20 protein-coding genes and 1 pseudogene are annotated in these 24796 nt (G+C 35.5%); 17 read left to right on the forward strand and 4 right to left on the reverse strand.

Features of this window, described 5'->3' with window-relative positions:
- Positions 1–56: 56 nt before the first annotated feature.
- The 3 genes from ACS3UD_RS15920 to ACS3UD_RS15930 are packed head-to-tail and all read left to right on the forward strand — an operon-like array spanning position 57 to position 2759.
- Positions 57–2297 (forward strand): HelD family protein, encoded by a 2241-nt coding sequence (locus ACS3UD_RS15920; RefSeq protein WP_308138674.1) that lies wholly within the window; start codon positions 57–59, stop codon positions 2295–2297.
- The gene (locus tag ACS3UD_RS15925; protein ID WP_308138673.1) at positions 2294–2527 is read left to right on the forward strand and encodes an acyl carrier protein; all 234 of its coding nucleotides are present in this window, start codon (positions 2294–2296) and stop codon (positions 2525–2527) included. The genes ACS3UD_RS15920 and ACS3UD_RS15925 overlap by 4 nt, the downstream gene beginning before the upstream one ends.
- 10 nt (positions 2528–2537) lie before the next feature.
- Entirely contained in the window at positions 2538–2759 is a 222-nt protein-coding gene (locus ACS3UD_RS15930; RefSeq protein WP_308138672.1) for a heavy-metal-associated domain-containing protein, read from the forward strand.
- On the opposite strand, the gene ACS3UD_RS15935 is transcribed toward ACS3UD_RS15930, so the two are convergent.
- Positions 2700–3038, reverse strand: coding sequence for an IS66 family transposase (locus ACS3UD_RS15935; RefSeq protein ID WP_308138671.1), 339 nt, complete (start codon positions 3036–3038; stop codon positions 2700–2702). The two genes, ACS3UD_RS15930 and ACS3UD_RS15935, sit on opposite strands and share 60 nt — an antisense overlap.
- 1026 nt (positions 3039–4064) lie before the next feature.
- Between ACS3UD_RS15935 and ACS3UD_RS15940 the strand changes: the two genes are divergently transcribed.
- The 6 genes and pseudogenes from ACS3UD_RS15940 to ACS3UD_RS15965 form a co-directional block, all read left to right on the forward strand.
- Positions 4065–4790, forward strand: a complete 726-nt coding sequence (locus tag ACS3UD_RS15940) for a gamma-glutamyl-gamma-aminobutyrate hydrolase family protein (RefSeq protein WP_308138670.1) — start codon at positions 4065–4067, stop codon at positions 4788–4790.
- Between the two features lie 37 nt (positions 4791–4827).
- Complete coding sequence (locus ACS3UD_RS15945; RefSeq protein WP_308138669.1) at positions 4828–6243, forward strand: YfcC family protein; 1416 nt, start codon at positions 4828–4830, stop codon at positions 6241–6243.
- A gap of 394 nt (positions 6244–6637) precedes the next feature.
- Positions 6638–8038, forward strand: a complete 1401-nt coding sequence (locus ACS3UD_RS15950; protein WP_308138668.1) for a YfcC family protein — start codon at positions 6638–6640, stop codon at positions 8036–8038.
- 58 nt (positions 8039–8096) lie between these two features.
- Entirely contained in the window at positions 8097–9671 is a 1575-nt protein-coding gene (locus ACS3UD_RS15955; RefSeq protein WP_308138667.1) for a GAF domain-containing sensor histidine kinase, read from the forward strand.
- A 4-nt stretch (positions 9672–9675) separates the two neighbouring features.
- Complete coding sequence (locus ACS3UD_RS15960; protein WP_308138666.1) at positions 9676–11049, forward strand: sigma-54-dependent transcriptional regulator; 1374 nt, start codon at positions 9676–9678, stop codon at positions 11047–11049.
- 1 nt (position 11050) lies between these two features.
- Positions 11051–11158, forward strand: a pseudogene (locus tag ACS3UD_RS15965) (ParA family protein); the annotation flags it as partial.
- Positions 11159–11400: 242 nt separating this feature from the next.
- Here ACS3UD_RS15965 and ACS3UD_RS15970 read toward each other — a convergent pair.
- Positions 11401–11925, reverse strand: a complete 525-nt coding sequence (locus ACS3UD_RS15970) for a TetR/AcrR family transcriptional regulator (RefSeq protein WP_308138665.1) — start codon at positions 11923–11925, stop codon at positions 11401–11403.
- A gap of 231 nt (positions 11926–12156) precedes the next feature.
- Here ACS3UD_RS15970 and ACS3UD_RS15975 point away from each other — a divergent pair, with 231 nt between their 5' ends.
- From ACS3UD_RS15975 to ACS3UD_RS15990, 4 genes are all read left to right on the forward strand, one after another.
- Positions 12157–13008, forward strand: coding sequence for a DegV family protein (locus ACS3UD_RS15975; protein ID WP_308138664.1), 852 nt, complete (start codon positions 12157–12159; stop codon positions 13006–13008).
- A gap of 13 nt (positions 13009–13021) precedes the next feature.
- Positions 13022–13168, forward strand: coding sequence for a hypothetical protein (locus tag ACS3UD_RS15980; protein ID WP_308138663.1), 147 nt, complete (start codon positions 13022–13024; stop codon positions 13166–13168).
- A 147-nt stretch (positions 13169–13315) separates the two neighbouring features.
- On the forward strand, positions 13316–14203 hold the full coding sequence (locus ACS3UD_RS15985; protein WP_308138662.1) for a DegV family protein: 888 nt from the start codon (positions 13316–13318) through the stop codon (positions 14201–14203).
- A gap of 38 nt (positions 14204–14241) precedes the next feature.
- Positions 14242–14823, forward strand: coding sequence for a hypothetical protein (locus ACS3UD_RS15990; protein WP_308138661.1), 582 nt, complete (start codon positions 14242–14244; stop codon positions 14821–14823).
- 228 nt (positions 14824–15051) lie between these two features.
- Here the strand turns inward: ACS3UD_RS15990 and ACS3UD_RS15995 are convergent, their stop codons facing one another.
- On the reverse strand, positions 15052–16380 hold the full coding sequence (locus ACS3UD_RS15995; protein WP_308138660.1) for a sensor histidine kinase: 1329 nt from the start codon (positions 16378–16380) through the stop codon (positions 15052–15054).
- Positions 16370–17098, reverse strand: a complete 729-nt coding sequence (locus tag ACS3UD_RS16000) for a LytR/AlgR family response regulator transcription factor (RefSeq protein ID WP_308138659.1) — start codon at positions 17096–17098, stop codon at positions 16370–16372. Before ACS3UD_RS16000 ends, ACS3UD_RS15995 begins: the two co-directional genes overlap by 11 nt.
- A gap of 268 nt (positions 17099–17366) precedes the next feature.
- Here ACS3UD_RS16000 and ACS3UD_RS16005 point away from each other — a divergent pair, with 268 nt between their 5' ends.
- From ACS3UD_RS16005 to ACS3UD_RS16020, 4 genes are all read left to right on the forward strand, one after another.
- On the forward strand, positions 17367–17732 hold the full coding sequence (locus ACS3UD_RS16005; RefSeq protein WP_308138658.1) for a hypothetical protein: 366 nt from the start codon (positions 17367–17369) through the stop codon (positions 17730–17732).
- A 39-nt stretch (positions 17733–17771) separates the two neighbouring features.
- On the forward strand, positions 17772–22712 hold the full coding sequence (locus ACS3UD_RS16010; protein WP_440977697.1) for an S-layer homology domain-containing protein: 4941 nt from the start codon (positions 17772–17774) through the stop codon (positions 22710–22712).
- A gap of 372 nt (positions 22713–23084) precedes the next feature.
- Complete coding sequence (locus ACS3UD_RS16015) at positions 23085–23762, forward strand: response regulator transcription factor (RefSeq protein ID WP_308138656.1); 678 nt, start codon at positions 23085–23087, stop codon at positions 23760–23762.
- Between the two features lies 1 nt (position 23763).
- Positions 23764–24687 carry a sensor histidine kinase gene (locus tag ACS3UD_RS16020; protein WP_308138655.1) on the forward strand — a complete coding sequence of 308 codons (924 nt, stop codon included), beginning with the start codon at positions 23764–23766 and terminating at the stop codon, positions 24685–24687.
- The last annotated feature ends 109 nt before the right edge of the window (positions 24688–24796 follow it).

Genomic DNA, 24796 nt, shown 5'->3' on the forward strand with positions numbered 1-24796 from the left:
TAAATGATTGTCATGATGCTAATGTTAGATTTTACCATTCGAAATGAGGTGTTTACTTGGAAAACTATGAACAGGAATTTAAAATTGAACTTGCTCATTACAATGAGATTCTTGATGTCATTCACGAACAATTGGAGGATGCTAAAAAAGTCAACTCCAAAAGCATAGAAGCCTTAAGAGAAACAAACCGAGAAATGTGGGAGAATGCCTCCCATTCCGCAGATGATTTTGATGGAGCGGCTCAGTTAAGCCAATTTTATCAACCACTTGCCAGCAATACTTTGGCAATAGAATCCAGTGCAAAAAAAGTACAGCTGCTGGAGCGATTATTGCAATCGGCCTATTTTGCCCGGATTGATTTTTGCTCTGTAAGTAAAGAACAGTACGAAAAAATCTACATTGGCAGAGGGACATTATTTAATGATCAGGAGAAAAGAATTATCATCTATGATTGGCGTTCTCCTATTGCAAGCCTGTTTTACCGTTTTGAAACCGGAAATGCATATTATGATGCACCGGGTGGCCGCATTACCGGAGATATTGGGCTGAAACGGCAATATGAAATAAAAAAAGGAGTCTTTGAGTACTTTTTTGATGCCGATGTTCAGATTGCAGATGAGTTTTTACGTAAAATGCTCTCTGAAAACACATCCAGCAAAATGAAAACCATTGTAGAAACTATCCAAAAAGATCAGGATATTGCCATCCGAGATGTGTCTCACGACTTGCTTATGGTGCAAGGCATTGCCGGAAGCGGTAAAACCTCCATTGCTTTGCATCGTGTGGCTTACCTCAAATATCAGGGTCTTTCAAGCCGACTGAAAGATATTATTATTCTATCCCCTAACACTCTATTTGAACAATATATTTCCGATGTTTTGCCGGAGCTGGGTGAGGATGAAGTGAAATCTGTTGTGTTTGATGATTTGGTAACGAATAGTCTGCCGGATAAGCCAGCATTTCAGTCCCGCTACAACCAAACCGAAATGCTGATTTCCTTCACATCATCTGCTGCGAAAGCTCTGCAAAAGCAATCAATGGAATTCAAAATGTCCAGAGCCTTTGTCAGAATAATAAACAGATATGTAGATAGCCTGTCAACATCTCATATCGTCTTTCCCGATATTGAGTATGATGGAAAAATAGTTTTTACAGGGCAGCATTTAAAAGAACGTCTGCTGCAAATGAATAGAAATATTAGTCTAGCGGTAAAACTGAGCCATTTGCGCCGGTATATCTTTGATAAAATACATGAGATGCGTAAAGATCGGATGCCTAAACTGTTGCGGCAAGCAAGGGAAGACCCTGAGCATCCTTTTGATTGGGAAGAATATGCAAGAGAGCTGTCTATTGAAGAAAGCACTCTTCTCGCTCAAAAAGTTGATGAGTTTGTCAAATTGGATGCTATTGCGCTTTACAAAAAATTGATAAACACAGATGGTTTATTGCTTTCTCTTTCAGCTGAAATTGGATTGCCAAACAACATTGAGGAAATACTGACTTACTCAAAGAAACAGCTCGCAGAATCTACGCTTCAAAATGAGGATGCTTTGGCTGTAACCTATTTGCAGCTATTGATCAGTACAAATGATAACTACAGAAACATCCGGCAGGTCGTAGTGGATGAAGCACAAGACTACTATGATTTTCATTTTGAGATCTTAAAACGATTGTTTCCAAATGCACGGTATACCATATTGGGTGATATCAATCAAACAATTGAAAAAAAGGAAAATATGAGCTTGTATGAAAGAATCACGGAGATCTTGCAACCGTGCAGTTCCTGCTTAATGGTTATGAATAAAAGCTTTCGATGCACCAAAGAGATACTTTCATTTAGTATGCAGTTTTTGGACGATAGTACTCTATTTGAGAGTTTTAATCGCAGTGGTGATATGCCACAGGTTATTGAAGCTACTGAAATGGATTTGCTTGACGAGAAAATTATCGAAGAAGTTATTTACAGCAAAAACCAAGGTTATGGGTCTATCGGAATTATATGTAAAGATGCACAGCAAGCAGAATTTCTTTACATGCGTTTAAAAGATAAATTGAGCCTTCATCTGGTACGCTCGGGTGAAAACCTAAATACAGCAGGAGCGTTTATTATCCCTATCACCATGTCAAAAGGATTGGAGTTTGATTCTGTCCTAATTTACGGTGTAGATAAAAAGCATTATCATTCAGTCAATGATAAAAAGCTGTTGTATATCGCCAGCACCCGTGCTCTGCATCGACTCAATCTGTTTTATACAGGTGAAAAAAGTTATTTGGTTCAAGGAGGTATCAGAATATGACTCTGGATATTATTATTTCTTTGCTCTGCAAGATTATAAGTGCTTCCGAAAATGATTTAAGTGGAAAAACACCATTGACACCAGAATACAATATTGAACCGATTGATATTGCAAAACTGATGATCGAAATTGAAAAGCGTTTTGAAGTGACAATTCACGATGAAGATGTTCATACATTCCAGACAGTGAATGATGTAGTTAAATATGTGGATGCACTGATTGCAGAATAGGAGGAAATAAATGAAAAAGGTTATTGTTGTTGAGGGTATGGATAATATGCCAATGGGCAGTGCCGTATCTCGAATTTTAGAGGGCATGAGCGGTGTGGATAAGGTAATCTTAAATTTAGAGGAAAAATCCATCATTGTAGAATATGTCCGGGGTGTATTAACGGAAGATGAATTATGTGATGCCATTAACGAGGAGGGGTTTGAGGTTATAGAGATATTTGAAGAGGGCTAATAATAATTGAAAAACAGGTGACTTTCTGAACTGATTACTATAAATACCTTCTTGACGCTTCTGGAACTTTTGCTCCAAAGATAAACCAGATATTTTATCTTCTATCTTAAAAAGCTTATTTATATATTCCCGGCCCTCATTTCCTTTTAAACCGGGCACTTCTATACCTTTTGAATCCAAAGGTATACTATTAAGAAAGTATCTCCTTACGTGCGCCCAGCAGAAGACATTTGTTACCTCGTCTATATTCTGATATGGGGTGCTTTGAGAAATAAGCACTCCACTTTGATAGTGATTTGATATTTATAAAAGTAGTAAATGATGTTGATATGTTCTCGAAAACTTCAAAACCATTGATATTTTTCCACATACCACGAAAACCCTAAAAAATGGTCGACATATTTCCAAGAAACCTGATGTCAATAATGGCAACTCAAAACATGTGGAAATAGTGCTTCTGTTAAGCAAATTCAATAATTACAAAGCCTGAAATAAGTTTTTGGCAAATAATAGTTTATTAACATTTAAAAACAACTGTAAATATAGTAAAATTACTTAAAAGTAATCAAAATACTACTCAATGACCTAATACGCCGCATGTGGAATGTGCTTCTGATAACCAGTAATTCCAATGGGTCCAGAGGCTAGGATATGTGCTCTGGGCAAATCTGGGGCAAAAAATATTTTTTAACATTGGAAACTACCCATTTTCCTGATATTCTGTTATAAATTATCTTTTATATTTATACAGAAAGGTTTCATGATATGCGTTAATTTCAATGGTTACATTGATTAATAATCTCGGGCAAATTTTTAGCATTTACTTGCTATAAATTTGCCCGTTTATTATTTCGCCATCAAATCATTAATAAAGTTTTCTAATTCAGTTGCTGATTTCTTTTCTATGGTATCTAATGAATGTATGTATGACTCCATTGTAGTTCTAGCATTAGAAAGTCTCGTTATTTTAGCTAATGCTTGAATCAACATTATCACAAATTAAAAAGTCTTAGGTATAGAAAGGCAAGTATTTTATAATAAGATAAAAGAACAAAACATTAAAGTGTGTAAAAATAATTAACAGCAAAAACCAAAGATTCTACTAAGGTGCCTAATTATTTGACAGTATTATTAATCATATTTTTAAAAGCAACTATAATATTAGTCAAATTACCCAACACTGCAATGATTTCAGCTATAACTAAAGTTTATATAGGGTTTGGCACAAATTTTGCTTATACTATAATGTCATAAAAAATAGGGGTGTCTAGTTGACACTACCACTTAATTAAAGAGAGGTACGAAATGAAAAAGCCAGTTATTGGAGTAACATGCCCATGGAGCGTTGAAACCTGGGGTGATTCTATTGAAGGCGGCGGCTATTATTATGCAGGTCGTCCTTATTCGCAAGCGATAGTTAAATTTGGCGGAGTTCCATTACTAATAGCTCCAGAATATAATGACGACTCTTTAGATTCTTATTTAGATTCAATATTGAATGTAGTTGATGGATTGCTATTTACAGGAGGAGGGGACGTTAAAAGAAAATCAAAAGAAGGACTCCCAACATTGAGAGATCAGCAGCCAATAAGATATGATTTTGAAGCTGCTCTAATGAAGAAAGCTTATGAAAAAAGAATACCTATACTAGGAATCTGTAGAGGGTTTCAAATGATACTGGAAGTTTTCGGTGGCAGTTTGTCTGATGATGTTATTGATGGTCATAAGCAAAACTTATATGGTGGAGATCCGTGGCATGAAGTTAAGGTTAATAAAGATAGCAAGTTATACGAAATAGTAGGTGCTGAAACATGGAATGTCAACAGTTTTCATGTTCAAAAGGCAGATAAGCTACCTAAAGACTTTATTGTTTCTGCAAAGACTAACGATGATGTTATTGAAGGTATCGAGTCAACAAGTTATCCATTTCTAGTAGGAACTCAATTCCATCCAGAGGAGTTATCATGGAAGGATGAAACTGCTGGAGAAATATTTAAATGGTTTATAGAAGCGGCTAAAACTAAAGAATGATTCAAAAATAAAATAAATTATTAAAGGGAGACATTATATGAAAAATAAAACTGGAAATGAAACAGTAAAGAAAAGAAAACCTTTAAACCCAAATGGTTATACTATAATAATATTATTAATATTTCTTGCAGTTATAGCTACATGGGTAGTACCAGCTGGTCAGTATGAGAGAGTCAAAGATGTAGCAACTGGAAGAGAAGTTGTGGATCCTTTATCTTTTAAGTATATAGAACGTTCACCTGTAGGGCTTTTTGACGCCGTAGTAGCTATACCATTAGGGATAAAAAACATGTCTGGTATAATTGCATTTATATTTATTGTTGCTGGTGCCACAGCTGTAGTAAAAAGTACTGGTGCAATAGATGCTGGACTTCTAGCATTAGTAGAAAAGTTTAAAGGAAAGGATGCACCTTTATTAATTGTAACTATTATCATATGCTCTCTAGCTGGTTCTTTGCTAGGGTTTGCTCAAGAGATAATACCGTTTATTCCTCTAGGAGTGGCAATGGCACTCAGTCTAGGTTACGATAGAGTAGTTGGATTTAACATAGTAAGAACGTCTACTTGGGTAGGATTTGCTGCTTCAACAATAAATCCATATGTTGTAACTGTAGCTCAAGAGATGGCAGGACTTCCTATTATGTCTGGTTTAGGATATCGTACTGGAGTCTATGTGGTATTTATGGCAATAAGCACCGCATACTTCCTGTATTACGCTAAGAAAGTAAAAGAAGATCCTAAAAATAGTGTAATATGTAATTATGAAAGCAAAGAAGATCAATCTCAGTTCAAAATTCAAGATATTGGACCTTTAACAACAAGACATAAATTTATATTATTAATATTTTCTTTAGGTCTAATAATTGCAGTTTATGGGATTGAAGGGTTTGGTTGGGGTACTAATCAAATGGCGGCTGTATTATTAATAGCTGGTGTAGTAGCTGGTTTCGCTGGTGGTTATAAGCCAGACACTATAGCTAAGGAATTTACTACTGGAATGGCTGGGATTACTAGTGGAGCATTAATAGCTGGTTTCACAGGTGCAATTGCTATTATTTTAGCAAATGGTAAAATATTAGATACTATAGTGTACTCATTAGCTCAACCATTGTCTCAAGTAAGTGGAGTTGTTACAGTAATAGGAATGGTTTTACTTTATAGTGTAATAACTTTCTTTATTGGTTCATCTGCAGGTAGAGCAGCAGCTACTCTTCCTATTTTAATTCCATTAAGCGATATATTAGGAATAACTAGACAAACTACAATTTTAGCCTTTATATTAGGTGGCGGAATAACCAACATGATTTGGCCAAATATGATTTACGTACTTTCATTTGCAGATATACCATATGGTAGTTGGTTCAAACATATATGGAAGTTAACAGCTACTTTAATAGTAGTAGCTTGTATAGCAGTTTCAATAGCATACTTTATAGGATACGGACCATTTTAGTTGAATACTTATTAAATTTTTAGAGACTGGTTTAACTAGCCTCTAACTTTAACAAACTATTATAATATCCTTATATTGTGTATCTCTTTTTATTATAAACTTTCTAATATTTCAAATATTTTTATATATTATACATTAGTGTCAATTAATTTGACGAATCTTTTATTAAATATATTAAGATTGTCTAATTTATTTACAGTCTATTGTATTTTAAGTAATGTTATAAATTGATGAATTGTAAATTATTAGGTATAATAAAGTAAAATTAATAGCTATTATAAGAATTAACATGGCACTATTATTGAAATATTAAAAGAAATGGAGAAAATTGATTTGAAAAAGCTGAATTAATTTTTGGAAAGTTTATTTGAAGTATACAAGGGAGGAAGCTGTAATGATTAATAAGAAAAAGAGTAGTTTTATTGAGGGTATAAAGAATCCTAATTCATATATAATTATATTTTCAATTATTATTATAAGTATGGTGTTAACTTGGATTGTACCATCAGGAAGCTTTGACAGGATAGAAGACCCTGCATCTGGAAGGACGGTTATAGATCCGGATTCGTTCAAATACATAGAAGATAGGTCAGTAGGTATATTTGGAGCTCTTAAAACTATTCCAAAGGGTATATCAGATTCAGGCGGAATTATAGCATTTATATTTATCATATCTGGAGCCGTAGAGGTTATTAGAAGCACTGGTGCACTGGATTCAGCTATTTTGCATTTAGTTAATAAAATGAAAGGTAAAGATACACTGTTATTAGTATTTATATCATTTTTGTTCACAATGCTAGGTGCTGTTTTCGGCTTTGCAGAAGAAACAATTCCATTTATACCGCTAGGCATATCAATGTGTCTAGCTTTAGGTTATGATAGAATGGTTGGCTTTCATGTTGTAAGAACTGCAGCATGGATTGGCTTTGCTGGTGCATTCTTAAATCCTTTTTCAATTGGTGTTGCTCAAAGTATAGCAGAGCTGCCTATGTTTTCAGGTTTAGGGTATCGTTTATTTTGTTATGCAGTATTTTTTTTAATTGGCATTTGGTTTATTTTAAGCTATGCCAAAAAAGTAAAGGTTGATCCAACCAAAAGTGTTTTATATGGTTATGAAAGTCAAAGAGATTCCAGTGATTTTGAACTTAGAGACACTGGTGAATTAACAATAAAACATAAGCTGGTTTTACTTGTATTTGGAGGTAGCTTATTATTATTAGTATACGGAGTTATAAAACACGGATGGTATACAATCGAATTATCAGCTTTATTTTTAGGCGTTGGTATATTAGCTGGACTTGTAGGAGGGTTTACACCAAATAAGGTTGCCAGTGAATTTACTAAGGGTATGAAAGGTGTAACATATGGAGCATTAATTGTAGGCTTCGCTAGAGCTATTGTGTTAATATTGGAAGAGGGAATGATACTGGATACATTGGTATTCTCATTTTCACAGCCATTAATGGTGTTGGGTTCATCTGTAGCTGCAGTTGGAATGTTTGCTGTTCAATCAATATTGAATTTCTTCATCGGATCAAGTAGTGGATTAGCAGCAGCAACTATGCCTATTATGATTCCATTATCAGATGTATTAGGAGTTACGAGACAGACAGCTGTATTAGCTTTTCAATTTGGAGATGGCATAACAAACATGTTATGGCCTGCTATGATTTACTATTTAACTTTTGCGGATATTCCTTATAATGTTTGGGTTAAACATATAATAAAATTAAATATAATACTTAGCATTGTAGCTGTTGTTTTAGTAACTGTTGCACAAATGATTAGTTACTGACCTTTCTAAAGGGGCATTTAGTTAAATAAATTTCGCATATGTTAAAGGGGATGAACTAATGGCAAAAAATACGAAGGGTACTGATTTATATTTACTATCAGAAACATTTGATCAAATTTCAAAGGTTAAGGATTTTCAAGCTGCATCTGATATTATATTTAATTTTATAAAAAAATTTATTGTATTTGATATGGCGGTCATATATAGAATAAATGACAATGAAAACACTTTAGAAATAGCTTCTTGTCTAGGAAGTGATGCAGAAAAACTAAAAAGAAGAATGCCCTTTAAAATTGGTGAGGGGGCAGTTGGATTAGTTGCAAAAAATAAAAAATCAATACTTATCAATGATGCTCTTAAAAATAATGAAGTAAAGGTAAGGCAATATTATAATGAGGATCCCATTATAAGATCGTTCTTAGCAGTACCATTAGTTGTTGGAGATAAAAGCGTAGGAATTTTGAGTGTATCTAGCTCAAAAACTAATCAATATGTTGATTATGAGGTTCAATTAATCAATATCATTGCTTCCCAAGCAGCATTATTATTGGAGCTAAATAGTAACATTAAGGAAACTAAAAATTTTTCAAACAAAATACTTGATAACGTTAATAGCGGTATTATGGTTATTGATAATTCAAGTAATATAATTATTTTTAATAAGTCAGCAGAAGTAATAACAGGGTTCAGCGTTGGTGAAATATTAGGTATAAATATTGAAGTTTTACAGCTTGAACTGGAAAATAAAGAAAAAGCATTAAGCCTTAATAATCAAAGAACATTTTTTGAAGAGCCCGGGTATTTGGTAAGAAAAGATGGAAGTACTTTAAGAATAAGGTTTAGTACATCATTTATGTATAATTATGACAACACTATAAAAAGCTGCATTTGCATATTTAGAGATAATACGGAAATAGAAAAACTTCAAAGGCAGATAGTTATGGCAGATAAGTTAGCTGCATTAGGGAGGTTAACAGCGGGTTTAGTTCATGAAATTAGAAATCCACTATTGCCAATAAGGAATGCTAGTGAATACCTATTGTCTAAATATGGTAATGAGGGAACTGAGTTATCAAATCTTTTAAACATTATCAAGGAAGAGAGTAACAGATTAAATAGGGTTACGGATCAACTTGTAAGCATGAGCAAGGATAGCTATTATTCTATAGGAAACTGCTATTTAGATGAAGTTATTGATGAGGTATTAACATTATTAAAATATACTATTAATAAGAATGAAATAAAGCTAAACATAGAATATAATTCGGATGAAATTATATTACCTTATAACAAGGATAATTTAAAACAAGTATTTATAAATTTGTTATTAAATTCAATTGATGCATTAAAATCAATAAAAGAAAATAAAGAAAGAATTATTGAAATTCGTATAAATAAAAAAACCTACGATGCTTATATAGATATTAAGGATAATGGAACAGGTATCTCTAAAAATGATATTAACCTCATTTTTGATCCCTTTTTTACTACAAAGGAATGTGGTACAGGTATAGGCTTATCAATTGTTTTTAACATTATAAAAAAATTAGGCGGGGACATATTTATTGAAAGCGATATATCTAGAGGAACTACGGTATCATTAATGTTACCTATAGTTAAAGAAAGGAAGTAACATTATGAAAAATGCTAATTTATTGATAGTTGATGATGAAAAGTCTATTAGAGAAACACTAAGGGTCATATTGAGCGACTTAAATTACAATGTTTTTACCGCAATGGATGGATTTGAAGCTTTAGATATTTTAAATAATAATATTATAGATATTCTTATTACCGATTTACGAATGCCAAAGATGGATGGCATTGAGTTAATGAAACATGCATTAGAAGTTGACCCGTATATAGAAACAATATTTATATCTGCATATGCAGATGTAAAATCAGCAGTAAAGGTTGTGAAAATGGGAGCTATAGATTATATAGAAAAGTCATTTTCTAATGATGAGCTTATATTTGCAATAAAAAGAGCTATTGAGCATAGAAGTTTAAAAGAGGAAAACAGAAACCTAAAACGAAGAATAGAAAGTAAATATGAATATGATGGTGTTATTGCTAAGAGCGAAAAAATGCAAAGGGTTTTTGATATAGTAAATAAAGTAGCAAATAGCAGAGCAAGCATTTTGGTAACAGGTGAAAGTGGAGTAGGTAAAGAAGTAATAGCTAAATTAATTCATAATATGAGTAGCCGAAGAGACAAAAGCTTTGTTGTTATTAACTGTGGTGCAATACCTGAAAACCTTATTGAGTCTGAGCTATTTGGATTTGAAAAGGGTTCATTTACAGGTGCTGATCGTTTTCAGAAGGGTAAATTTGAGTTAGCTAATGGTGGCACTTTATTTTTAGATGAAATTGGGGAGCTTCCCTTTCAAGCACAGGTAAAGTTTTTAAGAGTACTGCAAGAAAAACAAGTTAATAAAATAGGATCTGAAAAAAGTATAAATGTAGATGTAAGGATTATTGCTGCTACAAATAAAAACCTGTCTGATGAGGCTAAGAACGGTACCTTCAGAGAAGATTTGTATTATAGATTAAATGTAGTTAATATTGAAATTCCACCATTAAGAGAGAGAAAAGAAGATATTCCTTCTCTTGCAGATTTATATATGGCACAATTTTCTGAGGAATATAATAAAAAATTAAAATATTTTGATCCTGTTGCTATAAAATATTTGTTAGAGTATGAGTGGAAGGGTAATGTCCGGGAGCTAAGAAACGCAATAGAGCACGCTGTTCTGATTGCACCTGAGGAAGAGGAATTTTTAATGAGAGAATATCTTCCTAAAGAAATAACTGGCATTACACATAATGAGTTAGAGGAAGAAAAAACAGAAAAAACACTGTCTGATTATGAAAAGATGATAATAATGAGTACATTAAGTAGATTTAATGGAAACAAAACAATGACTGCTAAGACCTTAGGTATAAAAAGGCAAACATTATATAACAAAATAAAAGAATATAATAATGAAGAGGCTAAAATAAACAACTAAAATAATAAGCATATTTAATCAAAAGGTTGGGGTGGGTAAGACTACTACAAATGTTAATCTGTGCGCAGCTCTAGTTTTAAAAGTTAAAAATGTTCTTAGCATTGACGTTACCCTCAAGATAGAAAAATCTGATAAAAAGAAGTAAAATCAATTATCAGATTTTTTGCATAGCGGGTATTCAATGTAGCGGAATTAAAGGGTTTGCGTTGTTTTTACTAAAAATATGAATCTGGCCACAATTATTTACATTATGACTATATCTAGCAGAATAAGTTATTAATATCATTATTCCACGTCCACATTATTTTAAGGGGCATATCTTTACGCAAAAGCAAAATTAATGCGTAAATTCTACTGATCATAAAATAATTTAAAGCACACTCCCGCTAATTCTTCAGAACTAATTAACATATCAGTTTCAATCCATTCAACAAGCATATTAAAGAACATCCCAACTAGACCATAGATACGGTAACGTTCTGTAACCGAAGAGATTTTTATGCTGTTAATGTAAAAGTTATTCAGGTAGTTCAGAATGAATATCTTATAGTTGCAGTCAAATAATAACCTGACGCTTTCTACATGCTCTGCAAAATGATCAAATAGAACCTTCCAATATTCATACCATTGTTTTGTTTGTATATAGGGAAGAGATATTTTAGTTATCTTTGTCATAAAATCATCAAAAATATCCATTAGGATATCCTCTTTAGATTTATAGTTGCGGTAATAAGCCATACGTGATACGCCTGCTTTTTCAACAATATTGTTTATAGTAATATCGTCCAACTTTTTCTCTTTTAGAAGCAGTATTAATGCTGTTTGAATACTTTCTTTCGATATTTTCTTAATTTCTAGGTTTGAAGCTAGTGACATAAGAACTCCTTTTGTAACATCCCTTTAGTTTTTATTGATAAATAAGATATGCGATGTTACAATTATAACATCCACCTTAGTATAGTAAATTATATATAAGAAATCAACTTTATTTTAATAATTATTTATTTTGGATTTTAGATTATTGGAAATTGACTACTATAGTGGTTTTATAAAAGTACGATATAGTGCAGATTTTCAATATTTTATTTATAAGAGAGGTAGAATAACTTGAATAAAATTATTTTAAGTGCAGATAGTACCTGCGACCTTGGTGATGTATTAAAAGAACGATATGAAGTTAATATACATCCGCTTCATATTAATTTAAATGATAAACTATATAATGATGGGATAGATATTACGCCGGATAACATTTATGATACATACCAAAAGCATCTAATTTTACCGAAAACATCAGCTCCTAACCCTATAGAATATATGGATTATTTTAAAAAGTGGACAGATGATGGCTATCAGGTTATTCATTTAAACATTGGCTCGGGAATTTCTTCTGCATACCAAAATTGCTGCATAGCAGCAAAAGAACTAGGGAATGTTTATCCAATAGATTCAGGCAATCTTTCTACAGGAATGGGACTGCTTGTTATAGAAGCTGCTGAACGCATAGCGCAGGGAATGGTGGCAAATCAAATCTGTCAGGAAGTTAATAAATTAAAGACTAAAGTACATGCAAGTTTTATAGTAGATAACCTTACTTATCTTCGTGAGGGCGGAAGATGTTCAGCCGTTGCTGCTCTAGGTGCAAATTTATTTAATATTAAGCCAAGCATAGAGGTTGATAATTCAAGTGGAAAAATGAAGGTAGGAAGAAAGTACCGTGGTACTTTGCCCAGAGTTCTAAAACATTACACATTGGATAAATTAAGTAACAAAACTGATTTAAAAGACGATAGGATTTTTATTAGCCACTCTGGCACATCTTCCGAGAATATTAACCTTATAAGAGAAACTATAGAAGAAATATCTGATTTTAAAGAAATTTTAGTTACACGCGCGGGATGTACAATTTCTTCCCATTGTGGTCCAAATACAGTTGGCATATTATATATGTCAAAATAAGGAGAAGGCTTATATGTTTGTTGAAGAAATAGAACAAAAATTTATACATGTTTTTGATTCTTTAAGCGCTTCAGCCGGTGAGACATTGATTTGCAGAAAAATACATGATCTTGCAGAAAGTGGGCTAGAGGAACTTGAAATTGTAGAAATGTTGGGTTGAGCTCAACTTATGCACATGACGGTGGACTGGTATTATCATTTTAATTTTAAATCGCAATAAAAATCACTTGTTTACTTAGGAAGATTATATGATGTCTGCATCTAAGGCGAATACCTATTATCAGGTTATAAAGGAGAATGATTGAATATGTTTAAATATATTTTAACTTGTTGTTCTACAGCAGACTTGCCCTATGATTATTTTAAAAAAAGGAATATTCCATTTGTAAGTTTTCATTATATTTTAGATAAGAAAGAATATTTTGATGATTTGGGCCAAACCATACCTTTTGAAGAGTTTTATAGAAGAATTTCAGCAGGATCAATGCCTACAACCTCACAAGTAAATGTAGGACAGTATATAGAGTTTTTCGAACCATTTCTGAAGAATGGAAAAGATATTCTCCATATTTCGTTTTCTTCTGGCTTATCAGGAGCCTATAATTCTGCTACTATTGCTCGAGATGAGCTGCTATCAATATATCCGGATAGAAATATCCTCATTGTAGATTCCTTAGGTGCGTCCTCAGGCTATGGGCTGCTTACAAGTATGGCGGCAGATATGCGGGATAATGGAGCATCAATTGATGAAGTATATAATTGGCTTCAGGAAAATAAGCTTAATGTACATCATTGGTTTTTCTCTACGGACCTTACACACTATAAACGCGGTGGTCGTATATCAGCTGCATCTGCAACTGTAGGAACTTTGCTTAATATTTGCCCGTTGCTAAATATGAGCTACGATGGAAAACTTACTCCACGTAAAAAGATTCGTGGCAAAAAGCATGTGATTTCGGAAATTGTTCATATGATGGAGCTGCATGCAAAGGATGGTATAAATTACTCTGGAAAGTGTTTTATCTCCAATTCAGCATGTTATGAAGATGCACGCAGGGTGGCTGATTTAGTAGAAGAAAAATTCCCTTTACTCAATGGGCGTGTAATGATAAACAGCGTTGGCACCGTAATCGGCTCTCATACCGGTCCAGGAACCGTGGCACTTTTCTTTTTAGGTGACAGGCGTGAAGATTAGTTTAATTCAAATTTATAATTGTATCGCAGGTAAAATAAATGAATAGAGAAAATAAATTTGCAAAAATAATCCGGGTGATTACTGTAGTGCCAGTTATGGCATTAATCACACTTAGTATTCTTTATAGATTACAGCCTAATATTTTTCAGGAAACCTCCCAATATATTATATCAATTATATTTTTTATAGTATTACCGTTATCTGCTTATCCCTTACAATTAGTTTTACCGAAATACCGTAACAAAGGCAGAGAGGGGCAGCGCAATCTCGCTATCATTACTGGAGTTTTAGGGTACTTATTTGGTATTGTTTTCGTGTTGTGCTATCATACTACTAAAGAATTACTAATGATTTATTTAGTTTATTTTTTATCAGGTATTGGAATTTTAGTTTTTAATAAAATATTTAAAATTCGTGCAAGTGGGCATGCTGCTGGGATAGCAGCTCCAATTTTAATTTTAATATATTTTATAGGTATTAAAGCTCTTGTCAGTGTATGTGTCCTTGCACTGGTATATTGGGCATCAATAAAAACGAAACGTCATACGGTGCCGCAATTACTTTGGGGTAGTGTGATTCCCATATTTGCGATTATAATAGCGGTATTACTAACTTCTTAGGGCACCTTTACATTAGGGGGTACATCTTTACGCAAAACCAATATTAATGTGTATTTGTATCATCTTATGCCAAAACACATGTGGAAACTGTATTGCTAATAACGGGTAATTAACAACAATTTTAAATAATGAAGAATAACTCAATCTGCCTACCATTTGCAACCTTAATTTTTGTTGGTAGGCAAATTATGATATCATGTATGTCTCCCGTTCCTTATAATTTTCTTATTACGTTACAAGTTTCAACATAACAGATGAACGAAATATTTGATCTGAAAACTCAAACTTTACTTCACCGTAATATTTATCGGATACTGCCTGAACAGAAGTAATACCAATACCTTCTCCGTCCCGTTTTGAAGAAAGAAAGGCATTATTTTCTTTTAAAATGGAACCTTCATAACTGTTATCTACAGTTATAATGATATATTCGCCTGCCACTGCTGCACTAACAGTGATAAATTTTTCTCCTGTTTTTTGTCGGTTACATGCCTCCCAAGCGTTTTCTAGCAAGTTTCCGAAAACTACACACAAGTCACTATCAGCAATTTTAATTTTCTCAGGGAGGTTCAATAGAACATCTGTATGAACCCCTGAATGTTTAGCCTTCTCTATATAATGGCGGACAATAGTGTCAACTGCATAATTTTTACAAAGTATGATTGTGGAATCCTCCGCAACTGTTTGCAGATACTGACCGATGTATTCCTTAAGTTTCTGCTGTTCGCCCGCAGCTAAATACGCCTGAAGCAGTGTAAGGTGGTGGCGCAGATCATGCCGTGCAGCCTTTGTTTCATCTATATGCGCTACAATCGCCTGAAAATATTCATGCTCCAATGCAAGCTGGCGTTCACTCAGGTTGGCTTTTTCCTCCAGATAGATATTTTCTGCAGTTTGTTTCAGTGCTATGGAAAAAATGATACTACTCCCCATAATACTGCCGAAACAAAATATTCGAATCAGATAGTCATAGAGCGTATCCGATCGCTCAAAACCCAGACCTCCTGTTGTAAGGAATGTTCCGCTGTAAAGAAGAATAAAAATAATCCAAACTATATGCCATGACTTTCCTGAGGCGATTTGCAACGCAGGTCTTACATTCTGTTCCATATGCTTAATTACAAAAGGAAAAATGATGGCAATCTGTAAAGCTGAGGCAATATTAGCAAAAAAATAATAAGGGACAGAATCTGTGTATTTTGCAAAAAACAGGCTTTCCAAAAAATTAGCGTTTGTCATTATAAATCCTGCTAGGGAAAATGCAATACCCCAAACAAATACTTGCTTTATTAGTTTTTCGCGGACCAGAAAAAAGGATAAAATCGAATTAAAAATAGAAAAAGCCAGTTGATAGCGCTGGGTCATAGATAAATCCCAAAATGGTTGCCGGGTAGCAAAACAAAAAAGACTTGCCTGAACTAAGATTAGAACAACATAGAGCAGGAAAAGAGTCTTAACGGAAATTCTAAGCTTATCCCGAAACGGATAAAATCGAAGTGTCGCAAAAGGAGCTACAAAAATGACGATATATATAAAAGTTATGGTATCAGCAAACACTGCTCCTCCTCCTTATTGTGCTAAACAAATAGTCAGAGTACTTTTGACGCATTAACTGTCTATCTTTTTTGGGAATTGGGATTCTCACACCATCTTTTAGGACAAAGTCGGAATCGTCCTGAGATGCGATGAAATTCATATTGACAACATAACTTCTATGACAGCGCAGAAAGTTTTCCGCTGGAAGAAGTTTCATAAACTCATCCAATGATATATAGGTCTTCACTTCTTTGGAAGGAGTATGAATTAACAGGGTGTTGCTATATATCTCAGCAAAAATCAGATCATTCAAAAGAATGCGGGTAATTGTCCGTCCGGATTTTACCTCTATGTACTGTCTGGACTGTGTAAATACCTGTTTACAACGTTCCAAACCACTTTTGACATTTTCATAGTTCAGTGGTTTCATTAGATAATGTACTGCACCAACCTCGAACCCGTCTAAAGCGTGATCTGGACTTGTTGTAGTAAAAATGATTAGGCATTCCAGACCTGCATCCCTTATGGTGTGGGCTATTTCTATGCCATTTTTTCCTTCCATGTAAATATCCAGAAACAAGATGTCATACTGTTTATATTTTAAATTCTCTAACAGATCCTCTCCGCTTTCAAACTTAGAGATCGTGCAGTCGATACTTTGTGTATTCATATAATGCAAGATATATTTTTCCAAAAGCGCTAGATCTGAACATAAATCATCGCAGATACCAATATTCAATTGATTTCCTCCATTCTGCAATATAATATTTCATTGCTAGAATAACATATTTTTGTTAATTTTTCTATAGTAAAGGACATGAATTTCTTTTTGTCAAGTTTTTTATAGGGTTCGATGTGCTTTTTACATCGAAAAGATGCTGTTTACATCGACTTTATTGAATAACTTTCTCAAAAATCATAAAATATATGTAGTCTGATTTTCTTATATATCAGAGACTTTTGTTTTCGTTACTGCTTATGAAAAGAACAAGCAAGGAGGTGTGACATTGAATATCTCTGTTTACAATGATAATGTAACGGAACAGGAAATGATAATCTGTTATATCAAAAGCTATTACCACGGAAGAAACATGGCTGTCAAAATTCATGCGCTCGGTTCAGGAGCTTTCCTTGATGAAAGCATAGAAGCAAATGTTCCGGATATTGCGCTGATATGTCTGGATGATGATAAGGGGATTCGAACAGCACGACATATTAGAGAATTGTACAAAGCCTGTGAGCTGGTTTTTATCAGTGATACTCCGAAATACGGAATGGAAGCCTATGATCTGCATGTAGTACATTATCTTGTAAAGCCTGTCGGGTACAGTCAGCTTTGCGAAGCACTGTCACGTTGCGAAAAGCAGAGATAACAGGGGAACAGAAGGAGAAAACCGAGGTTTAGGTGAGACTTGAATCGAAGAATGGGGCAAAGAAGCAATAAAAAGGAATCATGGATTGCAAGCTGTGGTTCCATCATCAATATTGAATTTCTTTGTCAGAATTTATTACATAAGGATGATAAGGAGGAAAATATGCAGAAAAGAATCTTAAGCATACTGCTTACAGTATGTATGATTATGGCTATGTTGCCAGTGATGGCACTGGCGGAAGACTACCAAGATTGGACGGCTGCGATGGCAGAGGACGTAACGCTAACCGCTGATACGGACACCATCACCATTGACGGCGTAAGCTATACATACAAGGGCGACGTTAGCAACGCGGGGCTTGATTTGTCCAGCAGTACCCCCACAGAGACGACCGCCTACATAGCGGAAGACGGCTATATCCTATGGGGGCCGACTGTGGATACCGATAGTAATGTCACAGGAGGTACGCTGACGCTGAACGGCGCATCTATATCCGTCACCAGCGGCACAGCCCTGAAACTTCCAAACGTAGAAATAACCATCGATGTGGAAGGAGAAAACACAATTTCAGGCGGCTCTTATGGAATTTATAAAAACATTGGAACAACCACCATCGAAGGCAGCGGCACGCTGACCGTTTCACATATCGAATATGGCGCAATTTGTCTAAATAATGATTTATTGATCATTACAGGCGATGTGACTGTGGTTGCCAATTCGGCTGGACCAATAGCAGCTTATGGCCAAAATCCCCAGGATGGTCTGACCATCTCCGGCAATGCCAATGTAATGGCCTCGGGCGGCGGTGAGCAGAATATCTACTCAAACGGCACGATTACCATTAATACCACCGGAGAAGTGAATGCACCGAATATTAGAACAACAGCTGATTTTACATATACGAGCGGTACCATGACCGGTTCCTTGGTTCTTGAGGGCAAGGATAACTATTACGAAAATTTTGTTTATTCGGTTTACGGCGATTTTGCATTGACCACAGATCAAACCATTAATTCCTGTTCTGGGGAAGATGGTCTGACCGTCTTAACTGGCGCAACACTGACCATCGACGAAGGGGTAACCCTGACGATAGAAGATGGTGCGGAAATCACAAATAACGGTACCATTATTAATAACGGCACCATCAATTTTATGGATGAAAGCATCACCGCTGAAACGATTAATAATTTGAATTTGAGCGGCTGCGGCAAAATCCAGATAGACAGCAATAATGTTTTGCTGATTGGCGGCGAATTTAATACAGTTTACTCTGATATCAGCAATGATAAACTTGACTTGAATACGGACACTCCCACTGAAAAACGCTTCTACACCGCAGGCGATGGCTACGTTCTGTGGGAACCAACGTTGGACGACAGTAGTGTGGTTACCAGCGGAACCTTGACCCTGCACAATGCGACGATTAACAACACAAGCGGTGGTGCACTGTACCTGCCTAACCTTCCTGTTACCATTGAGGTGGAAGGAGAAAACAATATCACATCATCCTCCACTGGGATTTTTCACGATAGTGGCGATACCGACATCCAGGGGAGTGGGATATTAAATGTTACATCCAATGGTAGTAGTAGCGATGGGATTTGTCAAGGCAATGATACTTTGACAATTACAGGTGATGTGACCGTAGCAAGTGCAACGGGTAATATGTCTTACGGCATTAACGCCCAGAAGGCATTGACAATCTCCGGTAATGCTAACGTAACAGTATCTGGAGTTTCAAGGGGAATTTATTCCAATGGCAGTATTACCGTCAATACCATTGGAACTGTGAACGCGCAGAGAATATCGACAGGTTACTTTTCGTACCAAAGCGGTAACTTGACTGGCTCTTGGGTCTCGGAGGGCAAGGAAAACTATTATAATAACTTGGTTCAGACAGTTTATGGAAGTTATGAACTGACCGACGATAAAACCATTACTGCTTGGACTGATGAGGATGGGCTGACTGTGGCATACGGCGGGACGCTGACCATTGACGATGGAGTGACCATTACGGTTGAAGACGGCACGGAAATTACAAATAACGGTACCATTGTTAATAACGGAACCATTAATTTCCAAGGCGAAACTATTTCCGCCGCAACGATTACGGCATTGAACCTCACGGGGGACGGTAGTGTTCAGGTGAACGGCACCCCTGTTTTAGTAGTTGACGGAAAATTTTATTCCCCTAACATTGAAATCAGCAATAGTACTCTCGATTTAAGTACAGGTGCCCCAACTACTGACACTGTCTACATAGCAGGAAATGGCTATGTTCTGTGGAAACCGACGGTGGAAAGTGAAGCCGTTACCGCCGGCACACTTACACTTCACAATGCGACCATGGAAGCAAACGAGTACAAAGCGTTGATTACCCTTCCAACCGTTGACGTTATTGTTGAACTTGAGGGTGAGAATAGCTTGACCAATAATGTTGATGCAAATGATATAATTGCTATTATTAAGCAGGGCGGTATCGCAGTGATTGACAAGGACAATCCTGTGAAACAAGTTCCGCAGGACTACAAACTAACTTTCTTAGGGGATGGAACCTTAGAAACGGAGACAAATAGTAAAATACCAATTTCCACAGATGGTACACTGATTATCGCAAGCAGTGGAAATATTGATACAGAAAACATCTACGCAGTTAATTTTGTCATGGATAGTGGTTATCTTAAAGGCAATTTATATTCCAGTGGAGATACCGTGATTAACGGAGGAACGATTTATAACGAAAAAGCTGGTATTTGTCAGGGAGATTTTTCTATGACGGGTGGAACAGCCAACTATCATTCTTTAGATTCTTATGGACTGGTATGCATCGGAACAGTTACCTATACCGGCGGCACACTCAATGCCAGTGTCTTAACTGTAGATGCTGCCAATTTCATCATCACTAACACGATTTATGGTGACTGTGCATTGTCTAATGAAACAATGCAAACTGGCATATCGCAGTATTCCGCTAAATATATTCTTAGGATCTCCAGTGGCAGCAGATGGACGATCGACAGTGACTCTAAGATGTATACGGCAGGAAATGCTTCAGGATTAGTTATGTCGGGAGTAACGGCGGATAACATCGGAGAATACATTATCAATAATGGGACTCTGGTTAACAATGGAATCATTCTTTTGCCGAATGGGCTGACAGAGGTTCAGGTCAAAACAATTGCCCAGAATGTTTTAAAAGCTTCAGGCACCGGCAAAATTCAGGTGTATGATGGAGTTGATGGAACAAACAATACTATTTATTCCAATAGCGGCGAACGAATTACCGTGATTCACGGTGATCTTGATTTGGCACGCGGTGACCACAGTAGTGCAACGCTTGCAGACGATGGTTACACCTGGACAGGCAATAGTACAGACGGCTACACGTTGACTTTGGGTGGTGCTTATGTGGACGGCAATCTTACCCTGCCTGACAATTCCCCTGTGAAGATTCACACGACTGCAGACAGCGTCATTAATGGTGTTATCCAGGGTGCTGGCTCCTATCTTATTGATTTTACCTTTACCGGAACTGCAGAGCTGAGTATTAACGGAGATATTGTCGGTTTTACGAATGGCGATACGATTACCGTGCAAGACGGCGCACAGTTAACGATAAACGGACTTATTTCCATCGGTGCTTCCGGAACAGACGGTACGTTGGTAGTAACTGGGGAAGGAACTACCATGTCTATTCCTTCTACTGGTGCTTACGCCATTGGTTGCGATACTGTACGGGTAGAAGGGGGTGCAACGTTAAATGTAAGCGCAGAGTATTACAGTATACATACTTTAGACGGTGGCATTTCTGTCACTGACGGATCGACACTTACAGTGGGATGTGACTACGGCGTGTATATAGAGGACGGAACCTTTACTGTGGATGATTCCAGTATCTTCACCGCAGATGCAGCAGTTGCTGCAATTTGTGTAGTGGATAAAAGTACAACAAAATCCCAGAGTGAGACACTGAATGTGTCATCGACATTGCTTCCAAGCGGCACGGAAATTGCCAGTGCCATAGGCGATAGAAGTGGCTATGGGTATACCTACTGGAGCATCGTAACGAGCGGTAATATCCTGTCCGCAACCGATGAAAATTATACACCAGTAACCCTTTCCAATGCAGTAGGTGAACTGACTCTGAAAAAGAATAGTAGTTCAGGTGGAAGTAGCAGCACAACATCATATACCATCACTGCAACGGCAGGAGAAAATGGTAGCATCAGTGCTAATGGTAAGGTCAATGTGGTTAAAAATTCAGACAAAAGCTTCACCATTACCCCTGACAGTGGGTATGTTGTTTCTGATGTCTTGGTAGACGGAGTGAGTGTAGGAGCAGTAACATCGTATATCTTTGAAAATGTTGCAAAGAATCATACTATTACAGCTAGCTTTGTTAAGTCTGTTGAGCAACCTGAAACAATTACCTATGATGATGTAAAAGATAGCGATTGGTTTAAGGATGCAGTTTACTACGTTACTAATGAAGGTCTTATGAGCGGAATGGGCAATGATGAGTTTGGTCCTTATATCAACACTGACCGTGGGATGATTGTTACTATCCTTTGGAGATTGGAAGGACAACCTGAGGCTTCCAGTGATGCCAGTTTCTCAGACGTTACCGAGGGCAAGTATTATGAGGATGCAGTCAACTGGGGGGTAGAAAATGACATCGTGAAGGGCTATGGAAACGGAAACTTTGGTCCTACAGATACCATTACTCGTGAGCAGATGGCGGCAATTTTGTATCGATATTCGCAGTTTAAGGGATATGATACGACACAAGGCGGTATGGCTGTCCAAAAATTTTCTGATTACGACATGATTTCAGATTGGGCGCTTGAGTCGGTAACGTGGTCCGTAAACGCAAAGTTGATGTCTGGTAAGGACAATAATGTGATTGATGCACGTGGAGAGGCTACTCGTGCAGAGGTTGCGACAATTTTAATGCACTTTTGCCAGAACGTGTCTAGGTAATTCAATCTTTTTGAAGTAAAGGTGACCGGGAAATTCCCGGTCACCTTTTGTAATTGGGGCATTGTATCATTCGGTATGGTATGATAAATAAATTTTATAAGAGTTTAAATCAATTTTATAAGCAAAAAATTCATAAGTCGTAAATAGGCTAAGCCTTAGGTCAACTTAAACGACCTACAGACTTAGCCTATTTTTTATGACCAAAAACAAAAAATCGGCTTTACACCGATTAATCTATGTGGACTTTTATATACTAATTGTAATATAATTCGTAAATATTCCAAATAATTTATATTTTAGGCATGTGTTTGGGTTTATGAGAAATGTAAAAAGTGGTAATATAAGTTTAACATTACGTTGGAGGGGATAACCTTGTATAACATATTAATTGTAGAGGATGATTTAGTTTTAAGCAAAGGTATAACACTTGCTCTAAAACAAGAAAACTATGGATTTACCTGCATAAATACTATTAAAGAAGCTAGATGCCTTGTAAACGAAAATAAATATGACTTAATAATTTTGGATATAAATTTACCAGATGGAAACGGGATTGATTTTCTCATAGACATAAGAAAATCTTCATCTATGCCTGTAATTATGTTAACTGCCAATGATTTGGAAACAGATATTGTGACAGGGTTAGAAATGGGAGCAGATGACTACATAACGAAACCATTTAGCCTTATGATTCTACGTGCCAGAGTTAATGCTCAGCTAAGGAAAGCTATAAACTCAAATTCCCAGATAATATTAATAGATAATTTCAAATTCTGCTTTGAAAAAATGAAGTTTTATAATAATGGACAAGTTATTGAACTTAGCAAAACAGAACAGAAGCTACTTAAAATTCTAGTAGAAAATAAAGGAAATACCGTAGCAAGAGCTACACTTGTTGATAGAATCTGGACCGACAGTACGGAATATGTTGACGAAAATGCTCTGTCTGTGGCGATAAAACGTCTTAGGGATAAACTGGAGGATAAGCAGCCTTCGCCAAAATATATAAAAACAGTCTATGGAATTGGATACACATGGGCGGTGAAATAATATGAGCCTAATTAATTATGTTTGTATATTAGTCGCTACTTTTTCGATTATAATCTCCATTTTTCTAGTGTTTAGAGAACGAAAAAATACTGATAAAACACTTTTAAATTTAAAAAAAATGTTGGATAGTGCAATAGATGGAAGTTTTAATGAAGAAATTTATGATGAAACAAAGGTTTCTGCAATAGAGTCGCAAATGGGCAGATATTTGGCTGGTTGTGTTGTCTCTTCAAAGAATATAAAGAAAGAAAAAGAGAAAATAAGCACACTAATTTCGGATATTTCACACCAAACAAAAACAACAGTATCCAATATTCTGCTGTATTCTCAACTACTTTCTGAGTATCAGCTCAATGATGAATGTAAAGAGTTAGTTAATAATTTAATATATCAATCCGAAAAGCTTAGCTTTTTAATAGGATCTCTTGTAAAAACTTCAAGGCTAGAAACAGGAATTATCTCTGTTTTACCAAAGAAAAATAGTGTAGTTGATTTAATATACTCGACTATAAGTCAAGCCAAACCAAAAGCTCAAAGCAAAGGAATAAAAATTATTTTGGAAAAGTGCGATTATACAGCTAACTTTGATATGAAGTGGACTATGGAAGCCGTTTATAATATTCTAGATAATGCTATAAAATACTCTAGCCCAAATTCTAAAATCAATGTTAAAGCTAAGATGTACGAAATGTTTTGCAGAATAGATATTAAGGATAGTGGAATAGGAATAGAAGAATTCGAACAATCAAAAATATTTGCAAGGTTTTATCGTTCTATATCTGTAGCAGATAAAGATGGAGTCGGAATAGGATTATATCTTGCAAGAGAGATAATTTTTGCCCAACAAGGATATATAAAAGTTAAATCCCAAAAAGGGAAAGGTTCCATTTTTTCTGTTTTTCTGCCAACTGAATGTCCAGACTAGTCGTAAATCTTTCAAAACTGTTAGATTCTCGAAAGATTGTGGAAAGAAAGGTTTGCTAAAGTCTATATATAGAGAGAAATAATTATATATAGATTATTTACTGGAGGTA

Origin of the sequence: Sedimentibacter sp. LTW-03, assembly GCF_052059825.1 — a bacterium.
Classification (GTDB): Bacteria; Bacillota; Clostridia; order Tissierellales; family Sedimentibacteraceae; genus Sedimentibacter.